Source organism: Bythopirellula polymerisocia (assembly GCF_007860015.1).
Lineage (GTDB): Bacteria > Planctomycetota > Planctomycetia > Pirellulales > Lacipirellulaceae > Bythopirellula > Bythopirellula polymerisocia.
This window is the reverse complement of record NZ_SJPS01000006.1, coordinates 1-12,177: the sequence shown is the minus strand read 5'-3', so window position 1 is coordinate 12,177 and position 12,177 is coordinate 1. Positions and strand designations below refer to the sequence as shown.

General features: G+C 53.3%; 10 protein-coding genes. 2 read left to right on the top strand and 8 right to left on the bottom strand.

All coding sequences use genetic code 11. The annotated features are described in order from the left end of the window. Positions 1 to 4: 4 nt before the first annotated feature. Positions 5 to 796: a hypothetical protein gene (locus Pla144_RS17635; RefSeq protein ID WP_146452032.1), complete on the bottom strand. Its 792-nt coding sequence runs from the start codon at positions 794 to 796 to the stop codon at positions 5 to 7. Between the two features lie 87 nt (positions 797 to 883). After that, positions 884 to 2,170, bottom strand: a complete 1,287-nt coding sequence (locus Pla144_RS17630) for a hypothetical protein (RefSeq protein ID WP_146452031.1) — start codon at positions 2,168 to 2,170, stop codon at positions 884 to 886. A 359-nt stretch (positions 2,171 to 2,529) separates the two neighbouring features. Between Pla144_RS17630 and Pla144_RS17625 the strand changes: the two genes are divergently transcribed. Continuing rightward, positions 2,530 to 3,516, top strand: a complete 987-nt coding sequence (locus tag Pla144_RS17625; protein WP_146452030.1) for a hypothetical protein — start codon at positions 2,530 to 2,532, stop codon at positions 3,514 to 3,516. Between the two features lie 75 nt (positions 3,517 to 3,591). On the opposite strand, the gene pyk is transcribed toward Pla144_RS17625, so the two are convergent. The 6 genes from pyk to Pla144_RS17595 all read right to left on the bottom strand — a co-directional run bounded on the left by pyk (position 3,592) and on the right by Pla144_RS17595 (position 10,782). After that, entirely contained in the window at positions 3,592 to 5,022 is a 1,431-nt protein-coding gene (gene pyk / locus Pla144_RS17620) for a pyruvate kinase (RefSeq protein ID WP_146452029.1), read from the bottom strand. 808 nt (positions 5,023 to 5,830) lie between these two features. Beyond that, entirely contained in the window at positions 5,831 to 7,087 is a 1,257-nt protein-coding gene (locus Pla144_RS17615; RefSeq protein WP_146452028.1) for a hypothetical protein, read from the bottom strand. A gap of 106 nt (positions 7,088 to 7,193) precedes the next feature. After that, positions 7,194 to 7,583 carry a hypothetical protein gene (locus tag Pla144_RS17610; RefSeq protein WP_146452027.1) on the bottom strand — a complete coding sequence of 130 codons (390 nt, stop codon included), beginning with the start codon at positions 7,581 to 7,583 and terminating at the stop codon, positions 7,194 to 7,196. Positions 7,584 to 7,621: 38 nt separating this feature from the next. Then, positions 7,622 to 8,695: a DUF1559 domain-containing protein gene (locus Pla144_RS17605; protein ID WP_146452026.1), complete on the bottom strand. Its 1,074-nt coding sequence runs from the start codon at positions 8,693 to 8,695 to the stop codon at positions 7,622 to 7,624. A 75-nt stretch (positions 8,696 to 8,770) separates the two neighbouring features. Then, a complete protein-coding gene (locus Pla144_RS17600) occupies positions 8,771 to 10,063 on the bottom strand; it encodes a dockerin type I domain-containing protein (RefSeq protein WP_146452025.1) in 1,293 nt (430 codons plus the stop codon). A gap of 77 nt (positions 10,064 to 10,140) precedes the next feature. Then, positions 10,141 to 10,782: a hypothetical protein gene (locus Pla144_RS17595; RefSeq protein WP_146452024.1), complete on the bottom strand. Its 642-nt coding sequence runs from the start codon at positions 10,780 to 10,782 to the stop codon at positions 10,141 to 10,143. 423 nt (positions 10,783 to 11,205) lie between these two features. Between Pla144_RS17595 and Pla144_RS17590 the strand changes: the two genes are divergently transcribed. After that, complete coding sequence (locus Pla144_RS17590; protein WP_146452023.1) at positions 11,206 to 11,976, top strand: putative ATP-dependent zinc protease; 771 nt, start codon at positions 11,206 to 11,208, stop codon at positions 11,974 to 11,976. The last annotated feature ends 201 nt before the right edge of the window (positions 11,977 to 12,177 follow it).

The window sequence follows — 12,177 nt, the reverse complement described above, 5'->3', positions numbered from 1 at the left end:
TTTTTCAGGGAAGGGGTTGGACATCGGCCTCGGGAACGATCAACGTTTCCTCGGCACCGTGATCGAATTCAACGGGTGGTTGATCCAGCACGATCGCTTGCGGCGAACCATATGTGAATCCTGCGTCGGACATCGAATTTTCTGGGACACGCCCTCCCATGCGCAATATTGCCAGTGGACGTCCAAGGTGATCAGCCATCACCAACGGGTCGTCGCCGGGACGCGCTTCCACCCACGGAAGTTGTTCCCCATCGCGAGCAATTGCCGGTGCGAGCAACGGGTCTTCCAGGTAGATCACTCGTGTGATAAAGCGACCCTCGGCAGCCTGCAGCAATTCGTCGAGTGTCAATTCAATCGGCACAGGAAACCGGAGAGCCTGTCCTGGTGGCGGATACAAGCGGTCAATCATTTCCACCGAGGGAAAGACCTCTAGCCCTGGATGCTCAGGAATCTCGGTGACACGAAACCGATAGACCGGTCCGATCGCCAGACCGACAAGCAGCCGATCTGGAGCTCCTTCAAGAAAACTGGTCCCTGCCGCCGGTGCGATTCGAGCTCCATGAGGGGCACGAATCTCCACCGGCTGACAGGCACCTGACAACGCACCGCCTCTCAGCAGTCGCTGGCGACCAATCGCTCCCGGAGGCATGGCACCTGCATGGTGCCAATGCGCTGATTTTTCTGCCGCCGACACCCAGGTGCCAGACGATAGCCAAACCATTGCTGCAAGCAGCATTTTGCCTGCGACCAACATGCGACCGAAGTCGCATTGCCGAGCTGTGCGGTCCGCTGTCATAAAAATATTAGTCGTAAGAGGTTGGTGTTTAGTAGTTTGTGACGTTCTCAAACTTGCCAAATCTTCACCCTTTGCCACCCACACATCCTACTGGCAAGAATCATCAACACATTCGCAGTCATCGTTGCAACCAGTGACCGCTGCGCAGAACCGTTTGAATGCTGATGGCACAGCCGGTGCCACGGTTCCACCGCAGGCCCGGAATCCGGCGCGATTGACTTCGGAAATATTCACATGATTCACAGGACGTGGGTAATTCATTCCAGGTCGTTGCTTGACATTGATATTCACATCATGGACTGGCGGTGGCATCCGAACGCGAGTGTGGTTCTTGACAACATGGCTAGTGAGGCCTGCTTCGTGTCCCAGTGGGATGTGAGGTGGACCAGGCAGCCCAATTGGTGTGCCAACGCTTGGCATGCCCCATTGGGGTGTACTCATGCCCGACACCATGTGAGGAGGTACCGGCTGAGGAGCAAAGCCCGCAGTGGACATTCCCTGGGGACCAGGCATTCCGCCATAGCCACCCTGCCCTCCGCCGTAGCAGCCCTGACCACCATCGGGGCAATAGGAACCCCCTTCGGTGTACTGGGCATGCTCGACGCCATCATTCATGGCCATTCCCTGATTGCCGCCGAGTTGCAGGTCAAGATTACCAATTCGCAAGATCGCCAGGATCGCACCACGGCGGTCGGCCTCGGCAATCGGATCGACACCCGGATCAAGCCGTGTGCTGACCAAGGTTTCCACACCAGAGAGCGCTAATTCTTGAAACTCAGGATCAGGTAGATAAATGACTTTGGTCACAAAGTTGCCGCTGAGAACCTGATCGAGATCCTCGTCTGTGAATTGCACAGGGATCGGCGAGTGGGCCAAATAGGCATCCGTGCGTGGGGTCACCGGAGCGACTTCCAGCGTGGGATACAGTTCTACTCCTTCCCGACCAGCCAAGCTGGTGAGCTTTAATCGATAGATGGCGCCCTGGGGGAAATTCTGCCGTCCTGGCATCACCAGGGGCACGGAGTCGAACAGTTGCTGTCCGCTGATGTCCCAAGCTACTTCACCCCCTTCGACACCGAGGAATGCAATCTGAGAGGTCGCACCAGCACTCATACCCATGGGAGGACATGCGCCACCCCCCATATAGCCTGCTGGTGAGGCCCCGGCAGCAAATCCGCCTCCTCCCATACCAGCGGATGGCATCAGCACTCCAGGGCCAGGTCCGCCCACACCGGGGCCTGGCTCCATCAAACGCTGAGCAGGTGGCAAGTTGTAGGCCAAATGATGCTGTGCCAAACAGTTCGCTGTGCCCAGCGCTGTCAACAAGCAAGTCAATGAACGGCAAATCGTTGATCGGAACAAATGTTTTTTCATCGCGATTCCCCCTCAGGTCGCACGAACATGCGTAAAAGCGTTCGAGGTTGTGGAGTTGCCAATGCCCGCGGCATTGCGTGCTCCGATATGTTTGGTACTGCGGCTCTTCGCATTCCTCAGCACACCCACTGCTAGCACCGCTGAACTTCAACGGCCGCTGTGAGTTTGCTGTGGACCGATCTGGCGGAGTCCAATTAGAATCCGCTCACCTCGGTTGCTTGTCCTTGTAGCCAACTAATTTCGTAACCATGCGAGAATTCCCTAGCGAGTTGTTCGGGTACTCTCCCGTTGGTTATTGGTCGGCGCGTTGCGACCCGAATCTTTGGCAAATCCGTCAAAACCAGCAAAGGAAGTCTATTTTGCGTGGCTTACCACTCCGCGGTTTCCTGTTCATAAGCGTCTTGATGCTGGCATGCGGAGCAACGGCGGCACATGCTCAGTCAACTGCTGGCGTAAATCTGGGTGCTGGAGACGACTTCCTGACCGAGGTTCTGGCGACCATGGAACGCCGGGCAAATGTCTCCGCCAAGCTTCGGCATCAGTCCCGGCTAGCGGGCGAAACCCAGCTAGGTCATGGTCATTTTTGGCAGCAAGGTGCTGGACCCCAGCGTACGACACGCTGGGAAATGCAAACGCAGGTGGCCGGCGAAACTGCTAGCTATGTTCAGGTGTATGATGGTCGCTATCTGTGGACAGACCGCCACCTGCCGAGCGGTCGGCAGGTCCATCGGCTCGACGTGACCAATCTCCAAAATCGTCTCCGCAATACAAATCGACTATCCTCCGATCTGACTGAACGAGCCAGTCTCCTTGACGCTGCAGAGTTTCGGGGCGGGATATCCCAATTACTCACCGAACTGCTGACCAGATACCAATTTGATTCCCCCCGCCCCACGCAACTCAATGGACTGGCCGTCAACGCGCTCGTTGGAAGATGGCGCCCAGAGCAACTCGCAGTCATGTCCCCAGAGTCCGACGCCGCTAATCCGGATTCTGCCCCATGGCCGGAGCAGCTACCCCACCATGTATTGGTGCTGGTGGGACAGAGCAATCTGTTCCCTTACGTGACGGAATTCCGCCGCTCTGACGATGCCTATCTCACCGAGACCCTCGCTGGCCTCAAACCGGCCCCCGATCCGCTGGTGCGATACGAAATCTTCGAGGTCCATTTCGCCGACGCGATCGACGCGACCGTATTCGAATTCAAACCAGGTGCTGTCGACTGGAGCGACGAAACGACGTTGGTTTTCGAGAAACTAAGCGCCCAACAAGCGGTCGCCGCGGCGCGGGTTGCGGACAAGACGCCTCCTCCATCAACCGCGAACCCATCAGCCGCCGTGCGTTAGCAGCAGGCCACTGTGGTACACATTGAACCTTGCCTCCCTCGGACCCGGGTGATAGCTCGGCTCGTTATCGCCTGCTTACTCCACTTTGCGCAACTGCATCGTGTCGATGACTTTCTCGTTCGCCAAGGCATTGGTGATCACAACGACCCATGTACCCGGCGCACACCATTGTTTCTGCTTCAGTACGCTTAGCGAATCGAGGATTGTTTGCTCGGGATCCTCTGAAAAGTCCATCAGGAAAGGTTCTACTCCCCAAGGGAGCAAGAGTTGGCGAAATATCTTTTCGACATCGGTAAAGGCGAAAATCGGAACTCCGTAAGGTCGTAATGCTCCGAGCACGTAGGCGAGAAAGCCACTTCGCGTAAATACCACGATTGCCGATTGCCCCAGCTCTTGGGCCAACACAGCCGCCGACCGTAGCATTTTTGACTTCGGCTCCTTGAGTTCAATCCGCGAATTCAATTGCCCATGCACCGTAGGTTCGATGCTGCGAATGATATTCTTGAATACCTCGACACATTCCAACGGATAAGAGCCCGTCGTTGTTTCGCCCGATAACATCACTGCATCTGCCTGTTCGCGAACTGCGTTCGAAATGTCTGAAATCTCTGCACGCGTTGGAATCGGCGAATTGATCATGGACTCGAGCAGGTGTGTAGCGATGATCACGGGTTTCCCTTTGCCTTGGCAAGCGCTGACAAGCTCGGTCTGAACAAGAGGCAATTGGTGGTAATCGATTTCAATACCAAGATCACCCCTGGCAACCATGATCGCGTCTGACGCGTCAATGATTTCTTCCATATTGCGGACTCCCGCTTGCTCTTCAATCTTGGAAACAATCTTTGCTGACGATCCAAGTTGATCCAAGAAACGGCGCAACGTGCGAACATCCTCGGCCTGGCGGACAAATGACAAAGCTACAAAATCGATTCCCGCAGCCACACCGGCTTGCAAGTCTGCCTCGTCTTTCTTAGCAAGTGACGGCAAATCGACCTGAACTCCAGGCAGATTGATATGTCTTCGCGAACCTAGTGTGCCCGGCGTGAGAACTTCGCAGCGGATACTTTGCTCATCCTTGGCAATTACCTTAAAACGCAGCAAGCCGCTATCGACCAAGATTATCTGCCCTAATCCCACATCCCGAGGGAGATCCGCGTAGTTTACGGAAACGCATGGGATATTCGGATCTTTCACCTGAGTCGAATCGGTATGGAAATCGAGCAGATCGCCCTTAGCTAACTCAATTGGTTGCTCAACGTCACCGGTGCGAATTTCCGGTCCTTTGACATCCATCATGACGGCAACTTGACGGCCCGACTCTTGGGAGACATCTCGAATTCGTCCGACGACCTCCACGACCCATTCCCGCGTGCCATGTGCCATATTCAGGCGGATGATATCCACACCCGCAGCGATCAACTGTGACAGGCGCTCAGCCGATTCTGTGGCCGGCCCCAAGGTGATCACGATTTTCGTCTGCCGGTAGTATCTGGGTTGCGATTCCATATTAGACCACTGAGAAAAATTCGAGGGCATTAAACTGCATTAAGTCTACACAAAAAAGGAAATCCGAGATGCACATACTGTGCCGTGCAATTCAGCCCTCGTTTGCCGGAGAATATGAGTTTCCTCTCATCTGACTGCCACTGGAATAGTCAGTGAACGGACAAGGAGTACGCACACCCTCGGCTCTCAACTCGCAGACCACAGTTCAGCAATTTGCCCCAATGAGATTCCGCTGCGACGAACATTATCGCGATGTGGGTTGGCAATATCTACCACGATTTTTGAGCCATCTACGCGCTTCGCTCTGACTCGTAAGACTCGTCGGACGCGTCGCGGCTAACGAAATGGGAGCGGCGAACCGGTGGCGCCTGCGCGAATCGATGATGGATTGCGAGTGATATTTTTGTCAAAACTTTTTTTAAAAAATAAAAACCCCTCCCCTGTCGCCGGGTCCGAATCGCTTCAACTCGTTAGCGAGTCAAGACTTACGCGGCTCATGGCATCACGAACAAGGCGGAGTTTTTAAAACTAAACCCCTCGCCAACTGAGCCTCCCATTTCACGTGACGGCAAGCAGCTCAGCAAACCTTGGCCCCCATATCGCGCTGGCGAGTTCGCCTGACCTGTGGCAAGCTCCATTATCGAAATGGGCAAGAGAAATACCACAACGATTTTTGGGCCAATTTTCAGTAGGTCCATGCTTGCCGAGCAGGACTTGAATTGGAGAAGTAGGAGGTCAGCGTTGATTCCGCGATTTGCCTCTGGCGAGTCAATCGGAGAGTATCGACCCCTTGGAAATTTCTTTAGGCTCACGTTGCTTTTGGCTTGCGAGAAAAAGAGTGCTGAACGCAGAGAGTTACTGCACATACTAATAAGATCATGCCAGACGGTTCAGGAACTGCTGTGGAATTAGAAGCTAGCGTTGAAAATGCCCCCATCTCGCGTTGCCATACGAGAAAGTCGGCTCCGTCGGTATCTCCATCGCCGTCGGCGTCTGCCGAGTTATCGACTCCATAGGCAGTTTGCCATTTCGAGAGATCGTCGGCATTGACGAGACCGTCTAGATTGAAGTCGGCTGGTGAGAACTTGTCGAGCACTTGATAGCCAAGGTCTTTGAGCAGTGCCGCGTCCACTTCCGTGAGGTATTTCCGCACACCACTGGTTGAGTTAGGATCCAGAAGGGCTTCAGAGATGATGTTGTCTGAGTCCCAAACTCTGGACTGTACATTTTGGGCAAAGTGTCCCCCGCTACCCGGTACGGGGCCGCCATAAACCGTCATCAGGTTTTCGCCAGTGAAATTGCCACCGCCGTTAACACCCACGTAGATGGGCATGTTGCTCGTGCTGCCTCCCAAGGCATGGAGCATCTCATGCAGCGCTGTGGCGTAGAGATCGGTACGGTTGTTGGCTGACAGGTCCAAGGTACTCAACTGGAAGCCCTTCCAAGAGTCGGAGCTGGTGTTCCAATCCCAGTTGTCCGTAGTGATATCCACGGTTGGCATTTTGTTGGGGTCCTGAACTCCATAGTCGTCCGTGGGATCGATCCCAGGATTCAGGCCCGTGAACCAGTTGTTACCGGTATCAAAATTAATTTGCCCTCCCCAGGTGTTGAACTCCGTTAGCGCAAACCCAGCCGCGTTGCGACGATCGGAACCATCCCAGATCGCTTTGGCATGGGCCGTCGTGCCGAAATCAAACTCAAAGGCTCCGACGTAGATAATATATTCATTCGCGGCGACGGTGGACCGGTTGGAAGTGGGGATCGTGTAGGAAAAGCCCCTTCCATCATTTTCCGCCGTACCGGACACGGTGTTACCAGCGAGATCGACGATCGTGCTCGCATCGATGTCTGATAAACCGATCGAACCGCTGAAAGATGAGAGGCTGTTCCAGTCGTCGTTGGTAATGATGGCGGAGAGGAACGCGGCAGCGGTGTCGACGGCAGCGCGGCGAGCCTGTCCGGCGGGCGTTCCAGAGTTGAACCAGTTCTCGTTGTACGCGTCGAGGGTGTAATCGAGCGTGATCTGGATGGCTTGGAGGGAAGAAACCAAGCTAACTGCCAACATCAAGGCAGGAACCAAAACTCGGAATGACAACGAATGAGGACAAAAAGGTCTAGGCATTACGTGATTGACCTCAGTGGTGGCTAATCGTTGTCCGACGCTACAGGAATTAGCCACCTGATTTTTGAGCAAAGAGGCCCCCTGCCCCAATGACGACGAATACCACCCCTCCCATTTTCAGCCAGAAAGCGAGGCTCTTACGTTCATCCTTGGCTGACTCGACCTCTTCCTTGGCGGCAGTGAAGCGTTCGCGGGCTGCCTGAAGTTCACGGGCCTGCTCAGCGTTGTCAGGAGCCTTCTTTTCACGAATCTGCTTCGCCCGATTTGCAGTAGCGTGTTCGATTGCAGTCGCCGATTCGTAGAATTCATCAGCCTGTTCCTGAGTAATGGCCTGCGCGGGATCCGACATCGCCGGCATCAAGAGCCCTGCAATTATTAGAAGAACTCCAAAGGTTGCGGTCACTCCAGGCCATGCGGAACCGAAGGATGAATTTGCCATTGGGATTACTCTGTCGCTGCTAAAGAATATTTCTTGGCTCACAGACTGGAAGTATCAACCGACTGTCCATCACGGATGTAGATCAGATAGGCCATTACCAATTCATCGATGTCGTTTTTCAAGAAACCAACATGACCGTCCAGGAAGGAGGCATTTACCCCTCCCTGATGATTGGAACGAGGCGAAGCTGAGAAAAAAGTATTGTCTCCACAGGGCATCCCGATAGCCAGAGCTCCGACATTGTCCGTGCATTTGTTGATAATGTCTGGATGAAAGCCGTTGGGAACATTGGCCAGTCCGGTACCTAGGTAGGTTGGATCAGGTGTAAATCCGTCTTCTTCCTGTGTGCGAAGTCCATTGAGGGGATGAAGATCGTAGGAGATGAGTGAAGCCCCTGTCCAAGCCAATGCCCACACTCCCCGTTCATCGTCTTCGAGATTACGCGTCCTCACTTCCGAAACCAAAAGTGTATTCGAGGTACCATCCTGGACCTGTGCCAAATCCTGCCCTAAAAGAGCCATTGCACCAGGAAAGTTTGTGTAGTCCACATGGGTCAGGCTAGTAAAGGCTGCATAGTTGCCTTTGCCGAAACGGGAGCGTTTTCCAGTGTCGGGAGCATTCGTGCGATCGTGCTCGTAAAATGCACCTTGGGACTGATCACTCGGGCACAGGAGCGCGGAGGGTTGCGATTCTTGTGGTTGAGGATTGCCTTTGGTCGAAGCAATAGCGGTTTTCAAGTCAAACTGATCGTACAAAGCTTGCTGTTCCATGAACGGCAGAACGTGGACAACCCAGCTATGGTTGGTGCCTGAACGAAGAATGTACTGATACGGAACGGTAGCATTGACCAAGGTTAAGGGAGGTGAACTGGCGGGAGGCAAGGCCTTGCGGGACGATTCATAATTGATGACTGCCAAGGCACTTTGCTTACAGTTGTTGACACACTGCATACGGCGGGCCGCCTCACGTGCAGCTTGTACAGCGGGTAGCAAGAGCGCTACCAGTACTCCGATGATGGCGATTACGACTAAAAGCTCGACTAAAGTAAAGCCTCGCCTTGTCCGATTTCGTATCGAACGCGCATTAGAATCGGCTGCAAAAAGGCGTGACATATTTCATCCTCATTTATAGCCCCGTTGTGTTACCAGTATATCGGTCGGGGCTTCTACCCTGTTTGGTAAAAACACTTAAGCCCTTCGGAAACTCTTGCAACTGTAACCTGCGACTGCCATTATGATCAACAGCAGGCTCGCGGGCTCCGGGACGGCAGCGACTGCCGCTACCAGGGGGGCACCGCCATATTTGGCTTGCCAATCAGCCAAGTCGACTCCATCGACGGTGCCATTACCATTGGCATCACCGTTGGAGTTGCTCGTCTGACCGGTGAGCCCGAAACCCCGTTGCCAAATGAGAAAGTCCCTGCCATCAACGTCGCCATCGCCGTCGAAATCGGCATTTGAAGGCAGGCTGGTAATGCTGAGCGTTACTGCGTCGGTGCCGTTCCAGGTCGTGGGAATCCATGTGCTCGAATCGGAAGCGTAGGACATCCCTGTTACACCATTAAATATTTTGGCCGCAGAGCTGTCCGTTTGTGGATTCAGTAAAATCAATTGAGCATTAGGAGAGTTTAGGGTCGCTGTTGATGTCTCAGTGAACCAGGTTAACTCATCAGGATCGGCTTCATTGGTCAAAGTGGCCGTTGAAGAATCGCCCAATATGAGACGCACTCCCTCCTGAACTTGGTCAGCAATAAGAGTTGAATTGCCGAGCAGAGTCAAAGCGGCAGTTGCGGTAGGTAAATCTGTAGCAAAGACGTCTTCGACATCTCCAGTAACATTAAAATGAGAATCGGTGACGGTCACATTGAACTCACGGACACCGATGCGACTAGCAGCATTGAACGTGGCCCCCGTGACTGATGAACCGGCACTCGGAGTGATTTCTGCTCTGAAGATTGTCGAGTCATCAGAAGTGAACTCAGTTCCATTGATTGTAATTGCACTGCTGATGAATTCGATGTCATCGGCAAAGGATTCGACCGTGCCACCCGAAAACATGGACGTACCTCGTAACAAGATGTCGTCATCGACCCCTAAATTTGCATCTGCAAAAACAAAGGTTCCTCCAGTGCTTATTTCAAATTGAGCATTGAAGGAGGTATTCGTGACTTGCAGATCAGAGCCAGCCAATAGTGATAGGATCCCGCCCGCTCCGATATCAAGCCTAAAGCCATTTGCACCTGCGGGGCCCGTGGCCATCACAGATTTTCCTTCGATGATCAGATCGTGCAGAATACCAATATCTGGATCGATTTCCCCTGCCAGAGGCGAAGTCCCCCCGCCGGTTGAAATGGAATTCCAGTTAGATTCGTTGAAGAATTCCCCTCCATTGGGTCCGGTATAAAAGAAAGTCGCTCCCTGAGTCGTCCCCGCGACTAGGCCGACTAGCCCAACGACAAACGCTTTTACGGAATGCTTCATTGTCTCGTTCCTCAATTAAAAACACCGGCGAAACCGCCAACGGCATCGCCGGTGTGTATTTATCATTCAACGACTCTTTAACGCATTCGCCGACAACCGACCAGCGAAGCCACACAGCCAAACAAGAGCGCAATCGAGGCCGGTTCAGGGACAACTCGTACGGTTGTAATCCCGAACGACTCATCTGCGATTCCCGCGCCCTGAGTGTGACCGACGTCGATCGACTCCCCGATCACCAATTCGGAAAAAGGCAAGGTCGCCGCGTCGAACGAGGCCATGAGCGAAAACAGAAATTCGTCGCCATTATTGAATGTCAATTGGGCAGCCCCACCTGGCGAAACAGGATCCGTAAACCAATCGATGTCATCCGCCGAATCGGGATCGCGATCTACACTGAAATTGCTGATGGTCGCTGAATCACCCGTAGTGACATTGGTAAACAATCCCGATGCGGAAGTGGCGGACTGTTGGCTCGTTGTAAATGAGGTCTTCAAGAAGCCCGGCATGATGTCTTGCACATCCCAGTCGTTGGCGGTCACGGGGATTCCACCACCTGCATTATCGACCCTATCCGCAAATCCACTGCCGGAACCCACAACCTTCACGCCTCCCCCCGGTGCCGGGGAAAAGATAAACAACATTTCTGCGGAAGCCGGCGCACCCGCGCACAACAACATGCTAGCGTAAGCCAGAAAGGTTCGAATTGAATTTCTCTTCATTAGACGTGTTCTCCCATTAATAAAATACGGGCAATTAGCTACAAATATTGCTAACCGCCCTCAGGTCAAATACTCACAACGAGTAACTCGGATTTTTTACCAATCAGCAGCATCGCATCCCGCGAAGGAAAAGTCAATGATTTTCGCTACATTTGTAGGGCTTTCTTTGCGACCACAGAGTGCCTGAGGATGATACTTGCTGGTTAATCCCACGTTCCCAGGTATGCCGGGTTCCACTTTTGGAGAGTTGAAAAGACCTTCTTGAAGGGGTAAAAGTGCCCAAATACGACGATTTGATTTGGTGGATACCGACAAAACCCCTTGGGAAATGAAATTCTGATTGTAGTTCGTCCTCATTACCTGCTATCCTGGGGAGAAAGCCGGTGTGCCACCGCTTTTTCCGGCCGACCCAGGGATTAAATCATGAACAACATTCCACGAATCTTCGGCAAGCTCCGATTGATCGACTGCCCGAGGATTCTCGTGATTTTGCTCTTTGGGGCTGTGGCCACGATATCTTCCAGTGGTATAGCCAAGGAAACACCCAAGTTGGCAAAGCCATCCCAGGCTGAATCTAGCAGCAAGGATTCCAAGTCGAAGCTCGACAAAACCAAGTCGAAAACTAACCTCTTGGTCTCGGCTACCAGCGCTCGCAAGTCTCGCAAAGACAAGCCTCGTGAGGAACTAGCCTCCCTCGATAAGGTGGATCCAACAGGTTCGGTCTTGGATCAGGTAGAGCTTGACGACTTGCCCAAGAGCAATGCTCGGATTGAAAAAGTTGACAAACTCACCATTGGGGCGACCGCCCGTGTCCAGGAATCTCAGAGCGAACTTCTGTTTGAGGCTCGGGTCGATACGGGGGCCGCATCCTGCTCGATGCATTGCGAGGAGTGGGAAGTCGATGACGAAGCCGAATCCATGGAAGAGAACGTAGGCAAAGAGATTCGAGTTCTCATCAGCAATGACGACGAGGAATCTCACTGGGTTGCTAGTCGGATCGAAGAATGCGTGGTCGTGAAGACGTCCGAGAAGCGGGAGACTCGCTACAAAGTCCCCATGACCTTGCGTTGGAATGACTTCGAGAAGGAAGTGGTTGTTACACTCAACAATCGGGGCCACATGAGCTATCCCCTGCTCCTGGGAAGAAACTTCCTCGAAGGGGATTTTGTGGTCGATATCGAGATGGGGGATTAGTTTGTATAGTGGGTAGTGGTTAGAGGGTAGAGGTTAAACATGTGCACTTGCTTCCTCCTAGTGCGTCCATCGATTAGCTCTAGCGCCCTCTAGGTAAGTTAGTTAATCTAGGTTCACCAGAAACAGGAGGTGAACCGATGTTAGCTTACTCGAAGGAATTTCGCCGTGAGGTCTTGGCGGCTTGTGATGGAGGTGGTGGCA

Bases quoted from the DNA above. Each gene is read 5' to 3' on its own strand.
- Pla144_RS17600 (WP_146452025.1), bottom strand. From the start codon at position 10,063: ATGAAGCATTCCGTAAAAGCGTTTGTCGTTGGGCTAGTCGGCCTAGTC.
- Pla144_RS17605 (WP_146452026.1), bottom strand. From the start codon at position 8,695: ATGTCACGCCTTTTTGCAGCCGATTCTAATGCGCGTTCGATACGAAAT.
- Pla144_RS17590 (WP_146452023.1), top strand. From the start codon at position 11,206: ATGAACAACATTCCACGAATCTTCGGCAAGCTCCGATTGATCGACTGC.
- Pla144_RS17630 (WP_146452031.1), bottom strand. From the start codon at position 2,170: ATGAAAAAACATTTGTTCCGATCAACGATTTGCCGTTCATTGACTTGC.
- Pla144_RS17635 (WP_146452032.1), bottom strand. From the start codon at position 796: ATGACAGCGGACCGCACAGCTCGGCAATGCGACTTCGGTCGCATGTTG.
- pyk (WP_146452029.1), bottom strand. From the start codon at position 5,022: ATGGAATCGCAACCCAGATACTACCGGCAGACGAAAATCGTGATCACC.
- Pla144_RS17595 (WP_146452024.1), bottom strand. From the start codon at position 10,782: ATGAAGAGAAATTCAATTCGAACCTTTCTGGCTTACGCTAGCATGTTG.
- Pla144_RS17615 (WP_146452028.1), bottom strand. From the start codon at position 7,087: ATGTTGGCAGTTAGCTTGGTTTCTTCCCTCCAAGCCATCCAGATCACG.
- Pla144_RS17610 (WP_146452027.1), bottom strand. From the start codon at position 7,583: ATGGCAAATTCATCCTTCGGTTCCGCATGGCCTGGAGTGACCGCAACC.